20 protein-coding genes are annotated in these 23,280 nt (G+C 72.2%); 11 read left to right on the top strand and 9 right to left on the bottom strand.

Annotation, left to right across the window (positions count from 1 at the left end):
• The first annotated feature begins 55 nt into the window (after positions 1–55).
• Positions 56–1,507: a PH domain-containing protein gene (locus ACIBQ6_RS33190; RefSeq protein ID WP_358284590.1), complete on the top strand. Its 1,452-nt coding sequence runs from the start codon at positions 56–58 to the stop codon at positions 1,505–1,507.
• A gap of 100 nt (positions 1,508–1,607) precedes the next feature.
• Here the strand turns inward: ACIBQ6_RS33190 and sepH are convergent, their stop codons facing one another.
• Positions 1,608–4,439 (bottom strand): septation protein SepH, encoded by a 2,832-nt coding sequence (gene sepH / locus ACIBQ6_RS33185; RefSeq protein ID WP_397216650.1) that lies wholly within the window; start codon positions 4,437–4,439, stop codon positions 1,608–1,610.
• Between the two features lie 161 nt (positions 4,440–4,600).
• Positions 4,601–5,581, bottom strand: coding sequence for a S8 family serine peptidase (locus tag ACIBQ6_RS33180; protein WP_397216649.1), 981 nt, complete (start codon positions 5,579–5,581; stop codon positions 4,601–4,603).
• Positions 5,582–5,694: 113 nt separating this feature from the next.
• Here ACIBQ6_RS33180 and ACIBQ6_RS33175 point away from each other — a divergent pair, with 113 nt between their 5' ends.
• Positions 5,695–6,570 (top strand): hypothetical protein, encoded by an 876-nt coding sequence (locus tag ACIBQ6_RS33175; protein ID WP_397216647.1) that lies wholly within the window; start codon positions 5,695–5,697, stop codon positions 6,568–6,570.
• Here ACIBQ6_RS33175 and ACIBQ6_RS33170 read toward each other — a convergent pair.
• Genes ACIBQ6_RS33170 through ACIBQ6_RS33160 form a run of 3 tightly spaced genes read right to left on the bottom strand, consistent with a single transcriptional unit; the run spans position 6,567 to position 9,818 of the window.
• Positions 6,567–7,844, bottom strand: a complete 1,278-nt coding sequence (locus tag ACIBQ6_RS33170) for a D-arabinono-1,4-lactone oxidase (protein WP_397216645.1) — start codon at positions 7,842–7,844, stop codon at positions 6,567–6,569. The two genes, ACIBQ6_RS33175 and ACIBQ6_RS33170, sit on opposite strands and share 4 nt — an antisense overlap.
• 44 nt (positions 7,845–7,888) lie before the next feature.
• Positions 7,889–8,611 carry a polysaccharide deacetylase family protein gene (locus ACIBQ6_RS33165; protein ID WP_358284600.1) on the bottom strand — a complete coding sequence of 241 codons (723 nt, stop codon included), beginning with the start codon at positions 8,609–8,611 and terminating at the stop codon, positions 7,889–7,891.
• 55 nt (positions 8,612–8,666) lie between these two features.
• Positions 8,667–9,818 carry an MFS transporter gene (locus ACIBQ6_RS33160; protein ID WP_358284602.1) on the bottom strand — a complete coding sequence of 384 codons (1,152 nt, stop codon included), beginning with the start codon at positions 9,816–9,818 and terminating at the stop codon, positions 8,667–8,669.
• 143 nt (positions 9,819–9,961) lie between these two features.
• On the opposite strand from ACIBQ6_RS33160, the gene ACIBQ6_RS33155 reads away from it, so the two are divergent.
• Positions 9,962–11,149 (top strand): lytic transglycosylase domain-containing protein, encoded by a 1,188-nt coding sequence (locus ACIBQ6_RS33155; RefSeq protein ID WP_358284604.1) that lies wholly within the window; start codon positions 9,962–9,964, stop codon positions 11,147–11,149.
• On the opposite strand, the gene ACIBQ6_RS33150 is transcribed toward ACIBQ6_RS33155, so the two are convergent.
• The gene (locus ACIBQ6_RS33150; protein ID WP_397216642.1) at positions 11,140–12,099 is read right to left on the bottom strand and encodes a ferrochelatase; all 960 of its coding nucleotides are present in this window, start codon (positions 12,097–12,099) and stop codon (positions 11,140–11,142) included. The two genes, ACIBQ6_RS33155 and ACIBQ6_RS33150, sit on opposite strands and share 10 nt — an antisense overlap.
• A 107-nt stretch (positions 12,100–12,206) precedes the next feature.
• Here ACIBQ6_RS33150 and ACIBQ6_RS33145 point away from each other — a divergent pair, with 107 nt between their 5' ends.
• Together ACIBQ6_RS33145 and ACIBQ6_RS33140 are read left to right on the top strand one after the other, a co-directional pair.
• Positions 12,207–14,183, top strand: coding sequence for a prolyl oligopeptidase family serine peptidase (locus ACIBQ6_RS33145; protein WP_397216640.1), 1,977 nt, complete (start codon positions 12,207–12,209; stop codon positions 14,181–14,183).
• The gene (locus tag ACIBQ6_RS33140; RefSeq protein ID WP_397216638.1) at positions 14,183–14,971 is read left to right on the top strand and encodes an inositol monophosphatase family protein; all 789 of its coding nucleotides are present in this window, start codon (positions 14,183–14,185) and stop codon (positions 14,969–14,971) included. The genes ACIBQ6_RS33145 and ACIBQ6_RS33140 overlap by 1 nt, the downstream gene beginning before the upstream one ends.
• Positions 14,972–15,034: 63 nt before the next feature.
• On the opposite strand, the gene ACIBQ6_RS33135 is transcribed toward ACIBQ6_RS33140, so the two are convergent.
• Positions 15,035–15,199 carry a hypothetical protein gene (locus tag ACIBQ6_RS33135; protein WP_352324241.1) on the bottom strand — a complete coding sequence of 55 codons (165 nt, stop codon included), beginning with the start codon at positions 15,197–15,199 and terminating at the stop codon, positions 15,035–15,037.
• Positions 15,200–15,423: 224 nt separating this feature from the next.
• Here ACIBQ6_RS33135 and ACIBQ6_RS33130 point away from each other — a divergent pair, with 224 nt between their 5' ends.
• The 4 genes from ACIBQ6_RS33130 (at position 15,424) to ACIBQ6_RS33115 (ending at position 18,928) form a co-directional block, all read left to right on the top strand.
• Positions 15,424–16,077, top strand: a complete 654-nt coding sequence (locus tag ACIBQ6_RS33130; RefSeq protein ID WP_349451511.1) for a response regulator transcription factor — start codon at positions 15,424–15,426, stop codon at positions 16,075–16,077.
• A 38-nt stretch (positions 16,078–16,115) separates the two neighbouring features.
• On the top strand, positions 16,116–17,384 hold the full coding sequence (locus tag ACIBQ6_RS33125; protein WP_397216807.1) for a sensor histidine kinase: 1,269 nt from the start codon (positions 16,116–16,118) through the stop codon (positions 17,382–17,384).
• A 340-nt stretch (positions 17,385–17,724) separates the two neighbouring features.
• A complete protein-coding gene (locus tag ACIBQ6_RS33120) occupies positions 17,725–18,024 on the top strand; it encodes a DUF4193 domain-containing protein (protein WP_352324238.1) in 300 nt (99 codons plus the stop codon).
• A 94-nt stretch (positions 18,025–18,118) separates the two neighbouring features.
• Positions 18,119–18,928: a hypothetical protein gene (locus ACIBQ6_RS33115; protein WP_358284617.1), complete on the top strand. Its 810-nt coding sequence runs from the start codon at positions 18,119–18,121 to the stop codon at positions 18,926–18,928.
• A 16-nt stretch (positions 18,929–18,944) separates the two neighbouring features.
• Here ACIBQ6_RS33115 and paaK read toward each other — a convergent pair whose 3' ends face one another.
• The gene (paaK, locus tag ACIBQ6_RS33110; protein ID WP_358284619.1) at positions 18,945–20,243 is read right to left on the bottom strand and encodes a phenylacetate--CoA ligase PaaK; all 1,299 of its coding nucleotides are present in this window, start codon (positions 20,241–20,243) and stop codon (positions 18,945–18,947) included.
• Positions 20,240–20,608: a hydroxyphenylacetyl-CoA thioesterase PaaI gene (gene paaI / locus ACIBQ6_RS33105; RefSeq protein ID WP_358285958.1), complete on the bottom strand. Its 369-nt coding sequence runs from the start codon at positions 20,606–20,608 to the stop codon at positions 20,240–20,242. The genes paaK and paaI overlap by 4 nt, the downstream gene beginning before the upstream one ends.
• Before the next feature lie 174 nt (positions 20,609–20,782).
• Here paaI and ACIBQ6_RS33100 point away from each other — a divergent pair, with 174 nt between their 5' ends.
• Both ACIBQ6_RS33100 and ACIBQ6_RS33095 read left to right on the top strand, forming a co-directional pair.
• On the top strand, positions 20,783–21,730 hold the full coding sequence (locus ACIBQ6_RS33100) for an MBL fold metallo-hydrolase (RefSeq protein WP_352359151.1): 948 nt from the start codon (positions 20,783–20,785) through the stop codon (positions 21,728–21,730).
• Positions 21,727–23,277: an FAD-dependent monooxygenase gene (locus tag ACIBQ6_RS33095; RefSeq protein WP_397216635.1), complete on the top strand. Its 1,551-nt coding sequence runs from the start codon at positions 21,727–21,729 to the stop codon at positions 23,275–23,277. Before ACIBQ6_RS33100 ends, ACIBQ6_RS33095 begins: the two co-directional genes overlap by 4 nt.
• Positions 23,278–23,280 lie beyond the last annotated feature (3 nt).

Here is a 23,280-nt window from a genome sequence, read left to right as displayed (position 1 = left end):
TCTGCCTCCTCCTCCGCCGCCCCCGCCCCCCGCGCCCAGGCGGCTGAGCCCCAAAGTGCTGCTCATCGACCCGGTACGCATGCTGCCCTCGCTGCTGCTGCCCCTGGTCGGCGTGCTGTTCGTGGGCGGCTTCTCGGCCAGGTCCTACGCGTGGGCGGCGTTCGGCGTCGTCGGCACCGTCGTGTTCGCGGTCATCCGCTGGGCCACCTTCACGTACGAGATCGTCGGCGACCGCCTGGAGACCAAGCGGTCGCTCATCAGCCGCTCGATCCGGACCATCCCGCTGGAACGGGTGCGCGGCGTCGACGTGTCCACGCCGCCCATGCACCGCATTCTCGGGCTGGCCGTGCTCAAGGTCGACACGGGCGCCAGCGGCGACGACGAGGAGGCCGCGCTCGACGGCGTCACGCTGGGCGAGGCCGAACGCCTCAAGGCGGTGCTGCTGCGCCGCGCCGTCCAGGTCAGGGAGGCCGAGCACATCCCCGGGCCCGGCCCCGCGCCCGTGAACCGGCCGATCATCGCCGTCCCGCGCCGGTGGCTCCTGTACGGGCCGCTGTCCGGGGCGTACCTGCTCACGCCGTTCGCGCTCGCCGGCGGCGCGGTGGGGCTGGCCTTCCAGTGGGGCGACGACCTGGGCTTCGGCCAGGACGCCGCCTGGAGCGCGGGGGAGTGGCTGTGGGAGCACCCCTACCTGCTGCTCGTCGTGGCGCTGCTGCTGGTCGTCGCCATGCCGTTCGTCGGCGGCGTGATGTACGCGGTCTTCAACTGGGACTTCAGGCTCACCCGCCGCGACGGCTACCTCGTGGCCGAACGCGGGCTGATCAACCGGCGCAGCGTGTCGCTGGAGTCCCGGCGGGTGCGCGGCTACGAGATCGTCGACGGCCTGGCCGAACGCCTGGCCGGGGTCGTACGCGTCTGGGCGATCGTGACCGGGCTCGGCGACTCCGAGACGCGCGGGCAGCTGTTGCCCGACGTGCCGCGCCAGGTCGCCGTCGGCGTCACCGCCGACGCCGTGGGCCCCTTCCGCTCCACCCTGCGCGCCCATCCGCCGATCGCCCGCAACCGCCGTCTGTTCCGCGCGGTCTTCCCCTGGCTCCTCCTGGCCACGCTGAGCGCCGCCGGGGCGTGGGCCACAGGAATGATGCTCTGGTGGATCCTGACGGTCCTGGCGTTGCTCCTGGCGGGCGCTGGGGTGTTCCTGGGCCTCGACCGGTACGCCTCCCTGGGCCACGGCTACGACGGCGCCCGGCTGGCGGTCCGGTCGGGATCGTTGCGCCGTGCCGAGGCGGTGATCGAACGCCGGGCCGTGGTGGGCTGGCGGCTGCGCCAGACCTGGTTCCAGCGACGGGCCGGGGTGCTGACGCTGATCGCGGGGGTCGGAGCGGGCAAGGGCGGCTACGACGCGCTGGACGTCTCGGAGGCTCAGGGCGCGGCGTTCCCCGCCGAGGTGACGCCGGAGTGGCTGGCCCCGTTCATGCGGCCCCACACCGTCCCGCCCCAGGACTGAACGCCTCCCCCGAACACCGCGGTACTTCCTTCTTGAACGACCGAGGCCGCGCCCTCCTGTCCAGGTGGGCGCGGCCTGTGGTCGCTTGATCGGGTGCGGGTCAGTCCTGGCGGCGGGCGCCGAACATGATCTCGTCCCACGTCGGCACGGAGGCTCGACGGCCCCGCGAATTCTTGCGCGCCTGACGCGCGGCCGGAGCGGGCGGCGGAGAGGGCACCGGGACGTCGTCCTTGCCGGGGCCCTTGGCGTCGTCCTTGCCGGGACGCGCGGCCGGGACCGGCGGGGTGCCCTTGGGGGCGCCGGGGCCGGGCTTGGGCCTGGGCGCGGGCGCCTTCTTCTCGGCCACCTCGACCTTCTCCGCCACCTCCTCGGACGCTGCCGCCACGGATGCCTCCGGCACGGCTGAGTCCTGGGCGGGCACGTCCTCGGCGGGGACGTCCTGGGCGGCGGGCTCCGGTGCCGTCGCCGGGCGCTCCTGCTCGGCGTCCGGGGACTTCGCGGCAGCCGGCGCCGGAGCGGCCGAGGACTCTTGGTCGGTCTCGTCGGCCGGCACGTCCTGCGAGGTGGCGGCGGAGGGCTCGTCGGCCGGTGCGTCCTTGGCGGCAGATGTCTCGGCGGCGGGTGCGTCGGGCGTCGCCGTCTCGGTCGGGACAGACTCGGCCTGAGGGGTGGCGTCCGCCTCGGCGGTCGTGCCGGCTTCCGGGGCGTCCTCGGTGGCTGCCGGGGTTGCCGCGGTCGGCGCGTTTTCGGTGGTCGGCGTGGGTGTGGTGGCCTGCGGTGCGGTCGCCGCGTCCTCCGGCTCGGTTGATTCGGGCGTCTTGGGCGCGGGCTCCGCGGCGGTCGGTGCGCTTGACGTCACGTCCGAGGCGGTCGCCTCGGTGGTGGCGGGCGTGGAGTCGGTGGTGGCCACCGTGGGCGTTTCGGTGGATGGGGCGGAGGAAGCCTCCGCAGCGGCGTCCGGGACGTCCGTCGCACCGGCCGTCGCATCGGCCGTCGAGGCGTCCGACGAGGGCGCGGCGGAGTCGCTTGCCTCGGGCGTGGTGGCCTGGGCGTCGCCGGTGTCGGAGGTGGTGGCGGCGTCTTCGGGCGCGGGAGAACCGGTGGTGTCGGTCTCGGGCGTGGCGGAGACGGACGTGGTGTCGGCCTCCGGCGTCGCGGAGAGCTGAGCGTCCACGGCCGAGCCCGTCGGCTGGGCCTCCGTGGTGGCCGCGGTCTCCTGCTGCACGTCGGACGTGGCGGAGGGCTCCGGCTGGACGGGCGCCGCGGCGGCGGGCGCCGCGGCGGCGGGCGTCGAGGTGGCGGGCGTCGAGGTGGCGGGCTGGGCCGGGGCCGGGACGGAAGCGTCGGGCTGGGCCGTGCGCTCCCCGGCGGCCGTCGGCGAGGACGGCGGCGTCACAGGCCCTTCAGGACCGGCCGACGTCGGCAGGACCTCAGGAGCCGCCGACGTGGCGGCGACCTCGGGAGCGGACACCGCCGCCTGTCGACCAAGAGCCTCCGAAGCGGCAGGTGACTGAGCGCCGGACTCCGGAGCGGCGGGCGACTGGACGCCGGCCTCCGAAGCGGCAGGCTGCTGCGCACCCGGCGACGGACTGACCGACGGTTCCCCATCCAGCGACGGGCCGGCCGGCAGCTGTGTGCCAGGTGCCGGGAGCGCAGGCGGCTGCGTACGGAAGTCCGAGGCAGCAGGTGGCGGCGTACCGAAGTCCGGGGCGGCGGGGGGCTGCGTGCGGAGGTCCGGGGCGGCGGGGGGCTGGGTGGATGTCGTGGGTTCGGCGGGTGACGGGTGGGAGGCGAGCGGGCGGGAGTGCGGCGGGGTGGCGGGCGCGTAGATGGAGTCGTCGCGCTCGCCCGAGCGGCCCGAGCCGAAGTCGGGCAGCCACGGCGACGTGCCGCCGCGGCGGGAGGAGGCGTCCGGAGAGCGGCCGAAGCCGGTCTCGCGGCCCGCGGTCTCCCCACGCTGCCCCTCAGCGCGCTCCCCGCGCTGCCCCTCGACACGGGACGGGTCCGGGTGGAAGCCCTCGCCCCGGAAGGGGGCGCGGCTGGTCTCGGGCAGGGACGACGAGCCGTCCGACGCGCTCTCCCGCCCCGGGGACGGCCGATCGAACGGCACGTCACGCCCGGAGACGTCGCGTCCCGCGAGGTCACGCCCCGGCAGGTCGGGGCCGCGGCCGTAGCCGCCGGTGTCGGCGGGCCTGGGCGGCGGGGTGTAGCCGACGGCCGGTTCCTCCGGCTCGCGGCGCACGACCGAGGGGAACGGCAGCGGGTCGGAGGCGAGCGGCGGCACCGGCTGCAGCTTGGCCACCCGCGGCGCGAACGGCGTGACCGTGGTGTCCTCCACCACGGCGGGCTCGGGATCGAAGTCGGCCGACGACAGGCGCATGGCCTCGTCGTCGTGCGGGGAGACGTGGCGCTTGCGCGGGTCGAAGAGCCATTCGGCGTGGCGCGTGTGACCGTTCCAGACGTAGCCGAGCTTGACCCGCCACAGGCCGTCGTCGCGCTTGGCGGAGTCCCAGTCGATCTCGTCGGTGGGCACGCCGCGCCTGGTCAGCCGCTCGGCCACCAGCTCGCCGAGGGTGGGACCGGGCGCGGTCTCCCCGGGCATGCGGACGGCGACGCGCTGCGCCTGCTGGGCGACGTACTCCCGCTCCTGCAGCACCGGGCCCTCGAACCAGCGGACTCGTTCGACCGGGATCCCGGCGGTCGCGGCGATCTCTTCCGCTGTCTCTCCGGCGCGGATGCGTGCCTGGATCTCCTTGGGGCGCAACGGGCTCTCCACTTCGATCTCGTACTGGCCGAGACGGGAGAAGTTGCCGCGGACGGCAGCACGGAGCCGGTCGTCCACGGGAAGGGTGAAGCGCGTACCTCGCCCGGCAGTAGCCAGCACGAGATAGGTGCCGTCCTCACTCACCGCGACGAGTCGGAGCTCCTGCATGCGAGTCCCTTCGTCAGCGTCGCCATTCTTCCCCCGGACCCTTGAGTCTCTCGCGTGTGCCGGTTGCCTGCCAGCACCGTACCCGGCATGTCCGAACATCGCCTTCCTGGGAAGCCCCGGGGGCGATGTGACGCCGGTCACATTTGTGGATTCCATTTCCTCTAACGCCCGCCGCTGTGCATGAGGAGGTTAGAGCTCCTCGACGGATTCTGGCGAATCGCGGCGCGTGCTGTTGTGCACTTCAGCGAACTCGCGACAAGGGAGGGGGCGGCGTCGGGACGGCGTTCGAGAAGACGCGCCGCGGCGGCGGCGAGGTACGGGGCGCCCGCCGAGAACGCCTGCCCGCCGGAGGAAACCTGGCACCAGCCCGAGTCGGCCGCGCCCACGACGAACACCCCCGAGCGCACCAGCGACCGTACGGCCGCGCCGAGCGCGGGCGAGTCGGCCCCGTCGGCGGCGAGCGTGACGACGGACGGGCCGCGCGCGTGCCGCCGGATCCAGTCGAGCCCGGCCAGCACGTCGGCCAGCGAGCCCGACCCCGCGCAGCCGAGCACCCGCACCGAGGCGATCCTGGCCTCCGGCGCCCGCGAGGCGACGGCCCTGGCCACGCGCGTGCCGTGCCCGCCGCAGTCGCGCCCGGTGCCGCCGGTGGCGTCGAAGGCGCGCCAGGCCCGGTCGCCGAACTCGGCCCGGGTGACGTCGACGCCGGTGTCCACGACGAACACGGTCGTGCCCGCGCCCGAGTCGGCGCCCGAGTCGGTGGCCGTGTCGGTGGCCGTGTCGGCGTCCATGTCGGGGGCGGGGGCGTCGCCGGGCATGGTGTGGATCTCGCGGTCGGGCTCGACGGCCAGGACCCGGCGATCGGATCTGAGCTCGGCCAGCTCGCCGACGGTGAGGAAGGTGGCGAAACCCGGCAGAGCCTCGGTGTAGTAACGCCGTACCCGCCATCTCACCTCCGCGACGAGATCCCGGGCGTCCGCGCGGCTGCGGGCCGTGACGATGTAGGGCCGGGTGGGCTCGGAGGCCGAGGGGCGCAGGGCGAGTCCGGAGGCGGGCGTCATGGCGAGAGGGACAGCGGTCGTCGCGGCCGTCGCCACGGCCGCGGCGAGGTAGACGGAGGGTAGGCCGAATCGTCGGGGCACGAGTTACGAGGATGCCTGTCGCGCAGGTCACAGGAACAACGGGACACGCGCTCGCGTCTATTCACGAGGAAGCTCTTTACCGTACGCATGACCAGAGGGGACTGATCCGGGGGATGACCGGCGAGCAGCGGAAGTTCGAGCTGAGCGTGCCACAGATCCTCGGGAGCGCCCTCGCCGCCGTCACCGCCGCGGTGGCCGCCTCCTACCTCGGGGTGGCGGGCACCGTGATCGGCGCCGCCGTGGTCAGCATCGCGAGCACGGTGGCCAGTGCCGTCTATACGCACTATCTCAAGCGCACCGGCGACCGGGTCAAGCAGCACACGCTGTCCGCGTGGCGCGAGGAGCAGGAGGAGGGGCAGGGCCTGCTCGCCGCCGCCGCGAACGCCACCCCGGCCGCGGGCGAGGAGACCGCCGCGCACGCCACCAGGGCCGCGGGGGAGCAGACCGCCGCGCACGCCGTCCGGGGAGGCGGCGGCCGGGGGCATGACACGCTGGTCATGCCGGTCGTCGAGCCCGCCGGGCGCGGCGGGCTGCCGTGGCTGAAGATGGCGGTCGCGGCCGCGCTGGTGTTCGCGGTCAGCATGGGCGGCATCCTCGCCTTCCAGGCCCTCGACCACCGGACGCTGCACGAGCGGGTCACCGGCGGGCAGACGCCGGTGAAGGAGCAGCAGCGCGCCCCCGTCAAGGATCAGGGGCACGACCGCCAGGACCGCGACGACCGGCCGATCGGTCCGACGCGGTCGCCGACCCCGACCCCCACCCCGACGCCCACGGACACGCCGCGCACTCCGCCGCCGTCCGGGACCGGCGAGCCGAGTCCGAGCGGCACGCCGACGCCCACTCCCACGGACACGGTCGAGCCCGTCCCCGAGACGCCCGGGCCCGGCGAGGAGGAGCAGGAGCGTCCCGACCCGGGTGAGCAGCAGTCCAGCGCGCCTCCGGCCACGACGCAGCCGGACGAGCCGCCGGCGCAGCAGGAGGGGCGCTAGCCGAGCACCACGTCGAGGTAGTCGTTGGTGAACACCCGGCGCGGGTCCAGCCGGTCGCGCAGCGCGACGAAGTCGTCGAAGCGGGGGTAGACCTTGCGCAGGTACGCGGCGTCCCGGGTGTGCATCTTGCCCCAGTGCGGCCGGCCGTCCAGCCGGTTCATGATCTCCTCCACGCCCTCGAAGTAGGCGGGGTTGGGCGTGGGCCGGTAGATGTGGCAGGCGACGTAGGCCGAGTCGCGGCCGTACGCGGTGGACAACCAGGCGTCGCTGGGCGGCGTGACGCGCACCTCGACGGGGAAGGTGATCTTCCAGTCCATCCTGTCGATCAGGTCGCGGGTCTCGCGCAGCGCCTGGGCCAGGTGCTCGCGCGGCACGGCGTACTCCATCTCCAGGAACCGCACGTCCCGGCGGGCGGTGAACACCTTGTACGAGGTGTCCACCGCCTCCGAGTCGCCGAGGGCCGCCGCGCTGATCGCGTTGATCCGCGGGATCAGCGCCGGCCGCCGCCCGCCGACGGCGCAGGCGGCGCCGAAGACGGTGTTCTCCAGGAACACGTTGTCCAGCCAGTGCTTGAACGGGCTCGGCGGCCTGGCCGGGCCCGCGTCCCTGTTGTTGGTCTTGACCAGGCAGGCGTCGGTGTGCGGCAGCCAGAAGAAGTCGAGGTGCTCGTTGGCCGAGGTCAGCGAGTCGAGCGAGGCGAGGATGTCGGTGAGCGTCATCCTGCGCCGGCGGTTGCGCAGCAGGAACGCGGGCTCCACCCGGAACGTCACGGCCGTCAGCACGCCCAGCGCCCCGAGGCCGACCCGGGCCGCGTCGAACAGGTCCTCGCCGGGCACGGCCGTGGCGACCGAGCCGTCGGCGAGCACCAGCTCCAGCTCGGTGACCTGGTCGGCCAGGCCGCCGCTGTCGCGCCCGGTGCCGTGGGTGCCGGTCTGGATCGCGCCGGCGACGGTCTGCTCGGTGATGTCGCCCATGTTGGCCAGGGCCAGCCCGCGCTGGTCGAGCAGCTCGTTCAGCACCTTGAGCGGCGTGCCGGCCAGCACCGTGACGCGGTCCTCGCCGGCGGACCTGATGCCGCTCAGCCCCTCGGGGCGGAGCATGATCCCGTCGGTGAGGGCCACCCCGGTGAAGGAGTGGCCCGTGCCGACCATGCGCAGGCGGCGCCCGGCGGCCGAGGCGTCCCGCACGGCCTGGACGACGTCCGCCACGCTCGCGGGGGTGCGCACCTCGGCAGGGGCGCCCGTCTGATTCCCGGCCCAGTTAGTGAAGACCATGAGGCGCCCCTCCGAGCGTCGTTCCGATTAAACGTGAACGATACTCACTTCTCCCAGCCTTCGGGAACCGGGAAAATCTGACCGGGCTGCAGGTTCTGCTGCTTGATCACGTCGGAGACCGTGACCAGCTGGTACCCCTTCGCCTGCAGCGACTTGACGATCGAGGGCATGGCGTCCACGGTCTGCTTGACCCAGTCGTGCATGAGGATGATGCCGTCGCGCTCGGCCACCTCAAGGGTCTTCTTCTTGATGGCCTCGACGTTCTTGGTGTCCCAGTCGTGCGAGCCGGCCGTCCACAGGATCATGGGCATGCCGAACTCGGTCGCGACGTCCGACACCTGGATGTCGGCCAGCCCGTACGGCGGGCGCAGCAGCTTGGGCTCGACGCCCGCCGCCTTCTTGACCGCGTCCTGGGTCTTCTTGATCTCGCTCCTGATGACCCCGGCGTCGATCTTGGTGAAGTCGGGGTGCTTGTAGCTGTGGTTGCCCACCTCGTGGCCCTCGGTGACCATGCGCTTGACGAAGGCCGGGCGGCTGTTCACGTACTGGCCCTCCAGGAAGAACGTCGCCTTGGCGTTGTACTTCTTGAGGGTGTCCAGCAGGGTGCCCGCGTACTGGCCGGGCCCGTCGTCGAAGGTCAGCGCGATGCACTTGACCTGCTCGCAATCGACCTCGGCCTTCTTCGGCGTCTGGGCGAACGCGGGCGCGGGAGCCAGGGTGACGCAAACTGCCGCGATAGCTAGAAGTGAAGTGATTTGTCGGGACATAGCAAAGCTTCCGGTGTGATGGGTGTTGCGAGGGATAACTCCCGACCGTAGCGGATCAGCTCTTCAGGGGTGAAGGCGCTTCCGGAAGTCTCAGCAAACCCGAACCTCCGACGCCCACGACCGCCGCCAGGAGCGCCGCGCACACCGCGAAGCCGAACGCGCTGGACGCGCCGACGGTGTCGGTGAGCTGCCCGCCCGCCCACGCGCCGATCGCCACGCCGAACCCGATCGAGGTGGAGATCCAGGCCATGCCCTCGGTGAGCAGGGACGGCGGGACCAGCCGCTCGGTGAGCGAGAACCCGGTGATGAGCGTCGGCGAGATGGCCAGACCGGCCACGAACGCCACGGCGGCCATGATCCACGGGTCGTCCACGAGCAGGATCGGCAGCAGGCCCACCACGAACACGCCCAGCGCGCGGATGAACCGGGCGCGCAGCGAGATCCGCCACTCCCGCGAGCCGAACCACAGCCCCGACACCATCGACCCGCCCGCGAACGCCGCCAGCAGGAATCCCGAGGCGCCCTTCACGCCGTGCTCCTCGGCGAAGGCGACCATGATCAGGTCCACCGAGCCGAACACCGCGCCGAGCCCGAGGTAGACGCACGCCAGCAGGGCGATGCCGGGGATCAGGATGGGCGTGCCGCCGGCCGTCCTGACCGGTTGCACGGGCGGCTGCGTACGCCGCTGCGCCGCCAGGGCCAGGCAGCCGCCGAGCATGCACACCAGCGCCACCAGCAGCCCCGCGTACGGGTTGATCGCGGTGGCCAGCACGGTGACGAGCGCGGGCCCGGTGACGAAGACGACCTCGTCGGCCACGGACTCGAAGGCGAAGGCGGTGTGCAGCGTCCCGGTGCCGCCGTGGATCGTGGACCAGCGGGCCCGCACCATCGACCCGATGGACAGGGAGGAGGCGCCGATCAGCAGGCCGGAGACGTACAGGGTCCACTCGGGCAGGCCGAGCGCGGCGCTGAGCATCAGCGCGGCCATCGCCAGCGCGTTGACCACCGAGAAGGGGGCGATCACCCGGTTCTGGCCGAACCTGTCCACCAGCCGCCCCGACAGCGGCGCCGCGATCGCGAAGGCCACGTTGGTGGTGGCGCCGACCGCGCCGGCGGTGGCGAAGGACCCGGTGACGGTGGAGATCAGCAGCACGACGCCGATGCCGAGCATGGACATCGGCATCCGGCCGACGAACCCGGCCAGCACGAATCCTTTGACTCCGGGCCCGTTGAACAATCCCCGGTAAGGCCCGACCACGCTGTTTCCCCCTTACTTGGCGCCCCCACGATGGCGCACCGTCTGTCCGGATGGCAAGTGATATTTCCGGTGAGTGGGTTAACGTGTGGCTGATGTCCGGTCTTCCCTCTCTCCGCGCGGTCCTGCTCATGGTCCTCGGCGTGCTCGTGGTCACCGCCGTGGCCGGGGGAGTCGTCGTGCTCATGGGCGATGACCTGGTCAGAACGGCCCAGGAGCCGGTGCGCAGGCCGATCACCCGCGCGGTTCCGGAGGCCGCTCCCCGCCTCGACCAGCTCGTACCCACGACGGCGCCGGTCAAGGATTTCGGCCAGGGCGGGCCGGGCGTCACCGTGACGCCGCCGCGCGTGCTGGCGATCGCGCCCGCCACGGTCTCCCGGCGGACCAGGCTCGCTCTGGGCGCGCTCAAGCACGTGCAGAAGGCCGCCGTCGTGGACGCCGGCGCGGTCAAGGTCGCCGGCACGTCGCTCAACCTGCTGGCCGTCGACCCGGCCGACTTCCGCTCCTGGACGCCCCAGCCCGTCGCCGACCAGCCCGCCGTCTGGAGCGCGCTGGCCAGGGGCGAGCTGGTCGCCGAGGCCGGCACGACGCGCAGGTACGGCATGATCCTCGGCGCGATGTACCAGGTGGACGGCGGCCCGAGACTCCGGGTCGCGGCCTCGGCCACGCTCGGACTCTCCGGCGTGGACGGCCTGGTCAGCCTGGAGGTGGGCAGGTCGCTCGGCTTCGCGAAGGGCGTCGCGGTGCTGCTGCACGGCAAGCCGGGCACGATCGCCGAGGCCGGCGTGCGGCGGCTACTCGGCAAGGGCGCGCAGGTCGTCGTGCTCGACGCGGCCAGCCGCACCCAGCGGCAACAGCAGCAGCAACCGCAGCGACAACAACAGCAGCCGGTCACCGTCGGCCGCCCGAACAGCTACCTCGACCTCTACAAGGCCGCCGCCACCCGCTGCCCCGGCCTGTCCTGGACGGTGCTGGCGGCCATCGGCCAGGTCGAGAGCAGCCACGGCCGCAACAACGGCCCCTCCAGCGCGGGCGCCCTGGGGCCGATGCAGTTCATGCCCGCCACCTGGAAGCACTACGGCGTGGACGGCGACGGCGACGGCAAGGCCGACATCTGGAGCCCCTACGACGCGGTGCCCGGCGCCGCCAACTACCTGTGCGCCAACGGCGCGGGCAAGGGCGGCGCGAAGCTGCGCAAGTCGATCTGGTTCTACAACCACTCGTGGGACTACGTGGACAAGGTCATGGGCATCGCCGAGGCGTACGCCCGCACCTACGCCTGAGGCCGCCCGCCGGGCCGGACCGGACGCGGGCAGCAGGTGAGCGGGCACGCGACGGGCTCCGGCTCGTCCATCAGCTCCCTGACCATGCGCACGAACGCCGGATGGGTGCCGGCCGTCGCCGCGCGCTCCATCGGCAGGCCCAGCTCGGCGGCCACCTGCCGGGCCTCGGTGTCGAGGTCGTAGACGACCTCCATGTGGTCGGAGACGAACCCGATCGGCACCAGCACGACCGAGCCGGCGTCCGTCTTGCGCAGGAAGTCGCACACGTCGGGCTCCAGCCACGGCACCTGCGGGGGGCCGCTGCGCGACTGCCACACCAGGTGCCAGGGCTCGTCGCGGCCCAGCGCCTGGTTGACCAGCTCGGCGCTGCGGCGGAGCTGGGACTCGTACAGGCCGCCCGAGGGGCCGGCGGTCTCGGCCATCGACACCGGGATGCTGTGGGCGGTGAACACCAGCCGGGCGTCCTGGCGGCCCAGCCGCTCCAGCGCCTGGCGCGTGTGGTCGGCCATCGCCGCGACGAACCCCGGATGGTCGCCGAAGTGCCGCATCTTGATCAGCTCGGGGCCGCCCTCGACGGAGATCCTGGCGATGTCCTCGTAGTACTGGCGGCAGCTCGAATATCCGGCGAACGCCGAGGTGGCGAAGACGGCGGCCCGGCGCACGCCGTCGGCCGCCATCCGCCGCACGGTGTCCTCGCCGAAGGGGTGCCAGTTGCGGTTGCCCCAGTAGACCGGCACGCCCGCGACCGGGCCGAGCGCCTCGACCAGCTCGCGGTTCTGCCGGTTGATCGGGCTGACGCCGCCGAACCCCTGGTAGTGCTCGGCCACCGCGAGCAGCCGCTCGCGCGGCACGCCGCGCCCCCGCACGACGTTCTCCAGGAACGGCAGCACGTCGTCGGGACCCTCGGGGCCGCCGAACGACAGGACGAGCAGAGCGTCGTAATCAGCCACGTGTCAAGCCTAGTCAGGAGAGCGGGCGGTCCGGCCCGAGGGAGGGTGAGGAGGCGCGGAGCGCGGTGTCGCCCGCGGAGCGCCGGTGACCAGGTAGGTTCGATCGAGTGAGCGCATTCGATGACATTCGTGACTATGTGGCCATTCCCCGGGTCCTCTCCCTGAAGCTCTCGCCTGACGGCTCCCGTCTGATCTCGGCCGTGCAGGCCCTCAATCCCGACGGCAAGTCGTACGGCACCGCGCTCTGGGCGATCCCCCTCGACGGTGAGCCGTACCGTCTGACCCGTTCCGCCAAGGGCGAGACGGCCGCCGTCTTCACCGACGCCGGGGACGTGCTGTTCACCTCCGCGCGCCCCGACACCACCGTCAAGGACGCGACCGACGAGGTGCCCGCGCTGTGGCTGCTGCCGCGCGCCGGCGGCGAGGCCCGCCAGATCGCCACCCGCCCCGGCGGCATCGGCGCCGCGCGCACGGCGGGCGACGTGGTGGTGTTCGCCTCCGACGTGCTCGACGGCGACGAGTCGACCGAGGACGAGCGGCGCAAGGCCCGCAAGGACGCCGGGACCAGCGCGATCCTGCACGAGGGCTACCCGGTCCGCTACTGGGACCACGACCTCGGCCCGGCCCGCACCCGGCTGTTCACCGGCCGGCTCGGCGCCGACCGCCTGGAGGACGTGCGCGAGCTGACCCCCGACGCGGGCGAGGCGCTGCGCGAGGCCGCCTTCGAGCTCACCCCCGACGGCTCCACCGTGATCGCCACCTGGCGCAGGTACCTGTCCGGCGGCGACAGCCGTACGGACCTGGTCGCCATCGACGTGGCCACCGGCGAGCGGCGCACCCTGCTCACCGACGAGGCGCACGACTTCGGCGGCCCGATCGCCGTCTCGCCCGACGGCACGCGGGTGGCCTGCGCGCGCGAGCGCATCACGAGCACGGACGTCTCCGTCCGCGTGGAGCTGTGGATCGCCGACCTGGCCACCGGCGAGGGCCGGGCCCACGCCCCCGACCTGTTCCCGATGGACCTCGCCTGGGCCCCCGACTCCTCGGCCCTCTACCTCGTCGCCGACCACCAGGGCCGCCGCCCGGTCTTCCGCGTCCCGCTGGACGGCGAGCACACCAGGCTCACCGGCGACGACGCCGCCTACCTCGGGGTCAACGCGAGCGCCGACGGCGCGTACGTCTACGCCCTGCGCAGCAACATCGCCCTCGCCCCCGCCCCCGCCAGGATCGACGCGGCCACCGGCGAGATCGCCGACCTGCCCTCGCCGGCCCCGCGCCCCGAGGTGCCGGGCACGCTGACCGAGATCTCGGCCACCGCCGACGACGGCGCGACCGTGCGCGGCTGGCTCGTGCTGCCCGAGGGCGCCTCGGCCGACAACCCGGCGCCGTTCCTGCTGTGGATCCACGGCGGACCGGTCGCGTCCTGGAACGACTGGCAGTGGCGCTGGCAGTCGTGGATCATGGCGCAGCGCGGGTACGCCGTCCTCATGCCCGACCCCTGCCTGTCCACCGGCTACGGCCAGGAGATGATCGACCGCGGCTGGGGCGCCTGGGGGCCGCGCACCCAGGCCGACCTCGACGCCATCGTGGACGTCGCCCTGGCCAGGGACGACATCGACGACGAGCGCGTGGCGGCGATGGGCGGCTCGTTCGGCGGCTACATGGCCAACTGGCTGGCCGGGCACACCGACCGGTACCAGGCCATCGTCACCCACGCCGCGCTGTGGAACCTCGACCAGTTCGCCGGCACCACCGACTCCTCGCTGTACTGGCAGCGCGAGTTCGGCGAGCCCGGCTCGGAGCGCTACGACCAGCTCTCCCCGCACCTGGGGCTCGGCAAGATCACCACCCCGATGCTCGTCATCCACGGCGACAAGGACTACCGGGTGCCGATCGGCGAGTCCCTGCGCCTGTGGTGGGACCTGCAGCGCACCGACGTCGAGTCGAAGTTCCTGTACTTCCCCGACGAGAACCACTGGATCCTCAAGCCGGGCAACATCGTCGCCTGGTACGAGACCGTGCTCGCCTTCCTCGCCCAGCACGTGCTCGGCGAGGAGTGGAAGCGCCCGGACTCGGTGGCCTGATGACCGACTTCCTGCGGCTGGCCGAGGACGTCGCCCGCGAGGCCGGGGACATGCTCCTGGCCAAGCGGCCCACGATGTCGGAGGACGTCGAGACCAAGTCCAGCCCCACGGACGTCGTCACCATCCTGGACAAGGCGTCGGAGGAGCTGATCCGCGAGCGCGTCCTGGCGGTCCGTCCGGACGACCGGTTCCTGGGCGAGGAGGGCGGCGAGGCGCCGGGCGCGTCCGACGTGCGGTGGATCGTCGATCCCGTCGACGGCACCGTCAACTTCCTGTACGGCCTGCCCGACTGGGCGGTGTCCATCGCCGTCGAGGTGGCCGGGCGGGTCGTGGCGGGGGTCGTCAACGTGCCGGCGCGGGGCGAGGTGTTCACCGCCGCGCTCGGCGAGGGAGCCTGGCTGGGCGGCGCGCGGCTGCGCTGCAACAGCGGGGTGCCGTTGGCCCGGGCGCTGGTCGCGACCGGGTTCGGCTACTCGGCGCCGCGCCGCGAGGTGCAGGGACGGGTCGTGGCGGCGGTGCTGCCGCGGGTGCGCGACATCCGGCGCGGCGGCTCGTGCGCCATCGACCTGTGCTCGGTGGCGGCGGGCCGGGTGGACGCGTACTACGAGCGCGGCACCAACGCGTGGGACCACGCCGCGGCCGGGCTGGTGGCGACCGAGGCGGGCGCCCGGCTCGGCGGCCTGCAGGGCCGGCCGGTCGGCCCGGAGTTCGCGCTGTGCGCGGCTCCCGGCCTGTTCGAGGAGCTGCACGACCTGCTCGTGCCGCTTGACCCCGAACGCGACTCCTGACCGGGCCGCGGGCATGACAGGACGGCCGGGGCCCATCGGGCCCCGGCCGTCGCACGCGTATGTCTAGCGCGGCAGCGGGACGCCGTGATCGTCGGCCAGGCGGCGCAGGTCCTCGATCTCGGCGGTGAGGGTGTCGGCGAGGTAGTCGTCGCCGGTGCTGCGGGCCTCGGAGAGGCTCTTGTAAGCCTGGTCGAGGCGGCGTTCGATCGTGGTGGTGAACTCGCCCATCTCACCTACTCTCTCAGGGGTTCGATCCGTGCGGGGCGAAGGGACCCCATTGCCAGTGGATGTCCGGGCAATGGGTGTCCCGACGGCATACCCCGGGTTATCGCCCTCTGAAACATGAATTTGTGCGGCCCCTGCCCGGCACACCCCTGGACATGCCTTACCGTGCGCTTATCGAGCCTGTAGGCAGAATGAGACACCGGAACCGGAAAGAGGGTGTACCAGGCGTGCGAGTGCTGGTTGTCGAGGATGAGCGGGTGCTCGCCGACGCGATCGCGACCGGGCTGCGGCGTGAGGCCATGGCCGTCGACGTCGCCTACGACGGCGGCGGCGCCCTTGAGCGCACCTCCTACATCGACTACGACGTGATCGTGCTCGACCGCGACCTGCCGGTCGTGCACGGCGACGAGGTGTGCCGCCGGCTGGTCGAGCAGCGCTCGGCCTCGCGGATCCTCATGCTGACCGCCTCCGGCGACGTGGACGACAAGGTGGAGGGGCTCGGCCTCGGGGCCGACGACTACCTGGCCAAGCCGTTCGTGTTCATCGAGCTGGTGGCCCGGGTGCGCGCGCTCGGCCGGCGTTCGGCGCCCGCCCTGCCGCCCGTGCTGGAGCGGGCCGGGATCCGCCTCGACCCGGGCAAGCGGCTGGTCGAGCGCGACGGCAAGGAGATCGTGCTCACCAAGAAGGAGTTCGCGGTCCTGGAGGAGCTGATGCGCGCCGAGGGCGCGGTGGTCAGCCAGGAGGACCTGCTGGACAAGGCGTGGGACGAGAACATCGACCCGTTCACCAACGTCGTCCGGGTGACCATGATGACGCTGCGGAAGAAGCTGGGCGAGCCTCAGGTGATCGAGACCGTGCCCGGGGTTGGGTACAAGTTGTGAGCGAACGGCCAGAGCGCGGGGCGGGGCCGACGCATCCGATGATCAGCCCCCATTCGGCAAGGAAGGCGACGCGCGTGCAGGAGGCGCCACCCCCGACCGGCCCGCCGGCCTGGGACGGCCCGCCCCCGCCCGAGTCCGAGACGCCCGCCCGCAGCACCCTGGAACGGGTCAGGGGGCTGCCGGCCAAGGTGAGCATCCGGTGGCGGCTCACGCTCACCTACAGCGCTCTGGTGTTCGCCGCCGCGGCGGTGCTGCTGTTCGTCGTCTACTCGATCGTCGGCAAATCGATCGAGAACGCCTGGCCCGACCTGATCACCGACGACCTCGACCCGCTCGACGCCGCCATCATGCAGAACCGGTGGACCCTGGCCAAGGGGCGGGCCGTCAGCAGCGCGCGCGACGCGCTGTTCACCAGCTCCTTCATGGCGCTGGCCGGGGTCGGCATCCTCGCGCTCATCATCGGCTACTTCGTGGCCGACCGGGCGCTGCGGCCGGTCACCCAGATGACCAGCGCGGCCCGCAAGCTGTCGGAGAGCACGCTCGCCCACCAGCGCATCGCCCTGCGCGGCCCCAACGACGAGCTGAAGGAGCTGGCCGACACCTTCGACGCCATGCTCACCCGGCTCAACATCGCCTTCGACACCCAGCGCAGATTCGTGGCCAACGCCTCCCACGAATTGCGCACGCCGTTGACGATTAACCGGACCGTCCTGGAGATCGCGTTGTCGGATCCGGAGGCGTCCGAGGACCTCAAAGCGCTCGGCCGCACGCTGCTGGAAGTCAACGCGCGTAACGAGAAGCTCATCGAGGGACTGCTGTTGCTCGCCAGGAGCGAACGAGAACTCGCGGTGCGCAAACCGCTCGACGTTCAGGAAGTCGCGCAGACGGCCGTGGAACAGCTCGCGCCCTTCGCCGCCGAACACGGCGTGACCGTTGTGGCCGAACTGGTCAGCGCGCCTACCGTGGGCGACCCGGTGCTTCTGGAGCGGTCGGTCAGCAACCTGCTGGAGAACGCCGTGAAGTACAACCTTCCCGAAAACGGAAAAGTCTGGATCCGGACGGGAATGGCGGACGGGGGGCTGGTTGTTCAGGTGGCCAACACGGGGCAGCACGTCCCGGCGTACGAGGTGAACAGCCTGTTCGAGCCGTTCAGGAGGCTCCACGCCGACCGCGTGGAATCGGCCAAGGGATCGGGTCTGGGGCTGTCCATCGTCCGTGCGGTGGTGCAGGCACACGGTGGAAACGTGACCGCGGTGCCGCGTGATGGCGGAGGACTTGTGGTGACGATTCGGCTTCCGACGCGTTGACCGAGCGTCCTTGAGTGGGCCATGGGGCGCCGACGGGTGAGGTTCAGGCGTGTTCGTCCGCGTGTTGATGTAGTGGGGGCGTCTCGTTCTCGCCGTACATGTGGTTGGATGTGCCGTCGAACACGGTGGCGCATGACGCCAAGGCTGTGGGTTTCGCCATATTTGGCTAACCATTGCCGTCGGCAGCAGGCCCTGTCGTGTTGGGAGGTTCGTTGTCCGTTCGCGCGGGGTACCGATGGAAAATCTCCCCGACGGAACGGGCACAAGATGGGCCTCCCGGACGTTAGAAGACGCGCGATGAGCGCGAAGACATATAGATGAGGGGGATGGAGTAAGCACAATGGCTACCGACTACGACAGCCCGCGAAAGACAGACGACGACCTGGGGGAGGACAGCCTCCAAGAACTCCAGGCACGGCGTACCGACAAGTCGTCCGGCAGCATCGACATCGACGAGACCGACCTCGCCGAGTCGCTGGAGCTGCCCGGTGCGGATCTGTCGAACGAAGAGCTCTCCCTGCGGGTCATTCCCCGTCAGGCCGACGAGTTCACCTGCTCGCGCTGCTTCCTGGTGCACCACCGCAGCCAGCTGGCCTCCGAGAAGAACGGCCAGCAGATCTGCCGGGAGTGCGCCGCCTGACCGCTGGAGCGAAGGAGCTCAGGGTGAGGGACCCAAGGCACGACCGAGCCCGCCTACCCTGAGCGGTCGCGACCAAGAGGACGGAGGCATCGCGTTGGCCGAGCCCGAGAAGGACAAGCAACAGACGGACGACGGGATCGCCGACCCCGACAAGGAGGTCGGCGAGCTCGTTGTGCGGCTCACCGCGCCCGGTGAGCTGGAGCCGGCCGAGCGGCGCAGACTGCTCGGCCGCCTAGCCAGGTCCCTGGCCGCAGGGGCGAAGAAGGCCCGCGAGAGCGGCGCAGGCCGCGGCCGCTGGCTGGCCGACGTCTTCCTCAACATCGCGCCCCGCATCCCCATCCGCGACCTGTCGACGCTGTCCGAGCATCATCACGGCCTCACCGGCGAGGAACTCGCCGACGACCTGGTGCGCACCGCCCAGAAGGCCACGATGACGGTCGGAGCCATCGGCGGAGCACTGGCGGCGGCCCAGTTCGCCGCACCACCCCTCCTGCTCTCCGCGCCCGCGCAGCTCGTCGCGGAGACCATCGTCGTCGCCGCGATCGAGGTCAAGCTTCTGGCCGAGCTGCACGAGGTCTACGGCGTCCGCGTCCAGGGCAACGGCACGCAGCGCGCCTTCGCCTTCGCCTCCGCCTGGGCCAAGCAGCGCGGGATCGACCCCCTCGCCCCCGCGTCCGTCTCGCTCGCGCTCGGAGCCGCGTCCAAGGCCGCTCTTCGCAACCGTCTCATGCGCACGCTCGGGCGCCATCTGACCACGTTCGGCCCCTTCCTCACCGGAGCCGTCGCCGGCGGCGCGCTCAACCGCGGCGCGACCGGCAAGCTCGGCAAGGCCATCCGCGCCGACCTGCGCCTCAAGGGCCCGTCGTTGCCGCCGCCCGACCCCCGTGACGAGCTGACGCCGTAGCCAGGCGGCCGCGAGGTCAGACGTCCCGGCTGTCCACCACGCGCTTGAGCTTGCCCACCGACCGCTCCAGCGTCTCGGGGTCCACCACCTCGACCTCGACGCTCACGCCGACGCCCGCCTTGACCGCGTGCCGCAGCGCGCGCCCGGCCTCCTCGCGGCCGGTCGCGCCCGGCCGCGCCTCGACCCTGACGGTGAGCACGTCGAGCCGGTCCGGCCGGGTCAGGTGCAACTGGAAGTGCGGCGACAGGCCGGGCACGCGCAGCACGAGCTCCTCGATCTGGGTCGGGAACACGTTCACGCCGCGCAGGATGATCATGTCATCGGTGCGGCCGGTGACCTTCTCCATGCGGCGGAAGGCGGGCCTGGCCGTGCCGGGCAGCAACCGGGTCAGGTCGCGGGTGCGGTAGCGGATGACCGGCATGGCCTCCTTGGTGAGGCTGGTGAACACCAGCTCGCCGCCGTCGGGGGCGGGCTCGCCGGTGAACGGGTCGACGGTCTCGGGATAGAAGTGGTCCTCCCAGACGTGCAGGCCGTCCTTGGTCTCGACGCACTCGTTGGCCACGCCGGGGCCCATGACCTCCGACAGCCCGTAGATGTCGACGGCGTGCAGGTCGAAGCGCTCCTCGATCTCGGCGCGCATGCGCTCGGTCCAGGGCTCGGCGCCGAAGATGCCGATCTCCAGCGAGCTCTCGCGCGGGTCGAGGCCCTGGGCGGCGAACTCGTCGAGCAGCGCCAGCAGGTACGACGGCGTGACCATGATGACCCTGGGCCGCAGGTCGGTGATGAGCTGGACCTGCCGGGCCGTCATGCCGCCGGAGACCGGCACCACCGTGCAGCCCAGCCGCTCGGCCCCGTAGTGGGCGCCGAGACCGCCGGTGAACAGCCCGTAGCCGTACGCCACGTGCACCACGTCGCCTGGACGCCCGCCGGACGCCCGGATCGACCGGGCCATCACCTGCGCCCAGACGTCGAGGTCGGCCTTGGTGTACCCGACGACCGTGGGCTTGCCCGTCGTGCCCGAGGAGGCGTGGACGCGCGCCACCCGCTCGCGCGGCACGGCGAACATGCCGAACGGGTACGACTCGCGCAGGTCCTCCTTGGTGGTGAACGGGAAGAGCGCGAGGTCGTCCAGGCTCCGGCAGTCGCCGGGACGGACGCCGTGCTCGTCGAACTTGCGCCGGTAGAGCGGCACGTTGTCGTAGGCGTGGGACAGCGTCCAGCGCAGGCGCCGCAGTTGCAGGGCCATGAGCTCATCCCTGGAGACACGCTCGACCGGGTCGAGCTCCTCGGGGGACGGCGGCGGGAAGGGCCTCATCTCAGCTCCCTGCTGCGCCCGCGGAACTCCGCGACCACCCGGCCGCCGGACCCGCGCACGGTGATGTCGTAGATGCCGCTGCGGCCGTAGGTGGTGCGCTCGGCCGCCTCGGCCACCAGCACGTCGCCCTCGTGGGCGGGGGCGACGAAGGTGATCTCGGCCCCGGCCGCCACGGTGACCGGGCCCCGGGTGTTGCACGCGCAGGCGAAGGCGGTGTCGGCCAGGAGGAAGACGTAGCCGCCGTGGCAGATGGCGTGTCCGTTGATCATCTGGCCGGTCACGGTCATCCGGCACACCGCGCGCCCCTCGGCCAGCTCCACCAGCTCGATGCCCAGGGCGGCGGAGGCGGTGTCGGCGTCCAGCATGCGACGCGCGCTCTCCAACTGGTCTCCCTTGCTTACTGACCGAATGTTCGGTAAACACTTCCCCGTCCTGCCGAGCACTGTCAAGGGAGGGCCGGCGCAGCGCAGCTGCAAGGGCCGTCTGTGGGGTATGTCCTGGTTCGTCAGCGGGTCGGCCTCAGCGCGTGAGGAGAGACGATGATCAAGCCGTTCGCCTCGTCGGCGGATCTCGGTGAGAAGCGGCAGTCCCTTGAGGTGCTGGCGGAAGGCGTCTACGCGCTCACCGCCGAGGGCGACCCCAACGTGGGCGCGATCGAGGGCGAGGACTTCCTGGTCTGCTTCGAGGCCCTGGCCACGCCCACGGCCGCCGGCGACTGGCTGGCCAGGCTGCGCGAGCACACCGGCAAACCGGTCAGGTACCTCGTGCTCTCGCACTACCACGCGGTCCGCGTGCTGGGCGCCTCGGCGTTCGGCGCGGACGTGGTCGTGGCCCACGACAAGACCCGCGAGCTGATCGCCGAGCGCGGCGAGCAGGACTGGGCCAGCGAGTACGCCCGGATGCCCCGCCTGTTCAAGGATCCCGGCTCGATCCCCGGCCTGACCTGGCCCACCGCCACCTTCAGCGACACCTTCACCATCGACCTCGGCGGCGGCAGGGGCGACCTGGTGCTGGCCCACTGCGGACGCGGCCACACCGAGGGCGACCTGGTGGCCTGGCTGCCCGACCGGCGCATCCTGTTCGCCGGCGACCTGGTCGAGTCGCAGGCCGCGCTCTACACCGGCGACGCCTTCCACCGCGAATGGGCCTCCGGCACGCTCGACCGCGTCGCCTCGTTCGGGGCCGAGACGCTGGTCGGCGGCAGGGGAGCGGTGGCCCACGGCAAGGCCGAGGTCGAGGCGGCCATCGCCCAGAGCCGCGACTTCCTCACCGTGATGCTGCGCGAGGTCGGCGCGGCGAGCGGGCTGAAGGAGGCGTTCGAGCGCACCCACCGGGCCCTGCGGCCGCGCTACGGCGGCTGGCCCATCTTCGAGCACTGCCTGCCCTTCAACGTCTCCCGCCTCTGGGACGAGCTCCACGGCGTCGAACGGCCGCGCGTCTGGACCGCCGAGCGCGACCGCGAAGTGTGGGACGAGCTCCAGTCATGAGGCCCGCGGAGTCCGTGCCGCAGGTCATCGTCGTCGGCGCGGGCCCGGTCGGCCAGACCGCCGCGTTGCTGCTGGCCCGCTGGGGCATCCGGGTGCTGGTGCTGGACCGGCGGCAGGCCCGCGACGGCGGCGGCTCGAAGTCGATCTGCCAGCAGCGCGACGTGCTCGACATCTGGGCCGCGGCGGGCGCGGGCCGGGTGGCGGAGGAGGGGCTGGCCTGGACCACCGCCCGCACGTACTACCGCGACCGCGAGCTGTTCTCCTGGTCCTTCGACGGCCAGGGCCCGCTGCCGCCGTGCGTGAACATCTCCCAGGCCCGCACCGAGCAGCTGCTCGACGAGGTCATCGCCGACCAGCCGCTCATCGAGGTGCGCTGGGGCCACGAGGTCACCGGGCTGGTCCAGGACCCGGCGGGGGTGGAGGTCCAGTGCGGGCAGCGGCTGCTGCGCGCCCCCTACGTGCTGGTCTGCGCGGGCGCGCGGGCCCAGCAGGTACGCCGGTCGCTCGGCGTCTCCTTCGACGGCGAGGCGTTCGACGACCAGTTCCTGATCTGCGACATCCGGGCGGATCTGCCCGGTTGGGAGAACGAGCGCCGCTTCTACTTCGACCCCGTGTGGAACCCGGGCCGGCAGGTCCTCATCCATCCCTGCCCCAACGGGACGTACCGGATCGATTGGCAGATCGCGCCGGACTTCATCCCAACAAGAGACGATATTTCGCAGAAAATCCAGCAAATCATCGGGGATCGGCCGTACGAGCTGATCTGGCACAGCACGTACCGGTTCCACTCGCGCATCGCCTCGCGGATGCGGGTAGGACGGGTGCTGCTGGCGGGCGACTGCGCCCATCTGGTGGCGCCCTTCGGGGCCCGGGGGCTCAACTCCGGCGTGCCCGACGCCGAGAACGCGGCCTGGAAGCTGGCCTTCGCGCTCAACGGCTGGGCCGGGCCCGAACTGCTGGAGTCGTACCACGCCGAGCGGCACGCGGCGGCGCGGGAGAACCTGGAGGTGACCGCCGCCACCATGCGCTTCCTCGCGCCCAGGACGGACAAAGACCGGGCCAGGCGGCGGGAGGTCCTGGAGGCCGGCCTGGTCGCCGAGGTGGACTCCGGGCGCTTCGCCGAGCCCTACTGGTACGTGGACTCGCCGCTCACCACGCCCGAGCCGGGCCGGCCGTTCGGGGGGCGTCCGCCGAAGGGCGCGCCGTGCGATCCGGCCCCCGGAGTGATCCTGCCGGACGTGCCGCTGGCGAAGGGCAGACTGCGCGAGTTCTGCCGGGACGGTTTCCTCATTCTGTTGGGCGATATGTGCGATTCGAGTTTGTTTGTGCAGGTCCTGGGCAAGGTCATTACGGCACCGCTCGCCGTCCGCGAGCTCACGGAGATGGATGCGACCGGCTCGCTCGCCGAAAGACTCGGTGCGCGGCCGGATGAAGCATGGGTGATCAGGCCAGATGCCCACATCGCCGCGATCATTCCCCGCGGGGGGCCGGACGAGGTCGCGGCCGCCGTGAGCCGCGCCTGCGGCTCTCCTCGACCTGAGCCCTAGGAG

It is taken from the genome of Nonomuraea sp. NPDC049655 (assembly GCF_044465465.1).
GTDB lineage: Bacteria > Actinomycetota > Actinomycetes > Streptosporangiales > Streptosporangiaceae > Nonomuraea.
The sequence above is the reverse complement of the archived record's forward strand: the minus strand, read 5'-3'. Positions and strand labels throughout refer to the sequence as shown.

Coding starts and splice junctions, on each gene's coding strand:
- sepH (WP_397216650.1), bottom strand. CDS start 4,439: ATGCAGGAGCTCCGACTCGTCGCGGTGAGTGAGGACGGCACCTATCTC.
- ACIBQ6_RS33175 (WP_397216647.1), top strand. CDS start 5,695: ATGACCGGCGAGCAGCGGAAGTTCGAGCTGAGCGTGCCACAGATCCTC.
- ACIBQ6_RS33170 (WP_397216645.1), bottom strand. CDS start 7,844: ATGGTCTTCACTAACTGGGCCGGGAATCAGACGGGCGCCCCTGCCGAG.
- ACIBQ6_RS33165 (WP_358284600.1), bottom strand. CDS start 8,611: ATGTCCCGACAAATCACTTCACTTCTAGCTATCGCGGCAGTTTGCGTC.
- ACIBQ6_RS33155 (WP_358284604.1), top strand. CDS start 9,962: ATGTCCGGTCTTCCCTCTCTCCGCGCGGTCCTGCTCATGGTCCTCGGC.
- ACIBQ6_RS33140 (WP_397216638.1), top strand. CDS start 14,183: ATGACCGACTTCCTGCGGCTGGCCGAGGACGTCGCCCGCGAGGCCGGG.
- ACIBQ6_RS33135 (WP_352324241.1), bottom strand. CDS start 15,199: ATGGGCGAGTTCACCACCACGATCGAACGCCGCCTCGACCAGGCTTAC.
- ACIBQ6_RS33125 (WP_397216807.1), top strand. CDS start 16,116: ATGATCAGCCCCCATTCGGCAAGGAAGGCGACGCGCGTGCAGGAGGCG.
- ACIBQ6_RS33120 (WP_352324238.1), top strand. CDS start 17,725: ATGGCTACCGACTACGACAGCCCGCGAAAGACAGACGACGACCTGGGG.
- paaK (WP_358284619.1), bottom strand. CDS start 20,243: ATGAGGCCCTTCCCGCCGCCGTCCCCCGAGGAGCTCGACCCGGTCGAG.
- paaI (WP_358285958.1), bottom strand. CDS start 20,608: ATGCTGGACGCCGACACCGCCTCCGCCGCCCTGGGCATCGAGCTGGTG.
- ACIBQ6_RS33100 (WP_352359151.1), top strand. CDS start 20,783: ATGATCAAGCCGTTCGCCTCGTCGGCGGATCTCGGTGAGAAGCGGCAG.
- ACIBQ6_RS33095 (WP_397216635.1), top strand. CDS start 21,727: ATGAGGCCCGCGGAGTCCGTGCCGCAGGTCATCGTCGTCGGCGCGGGC.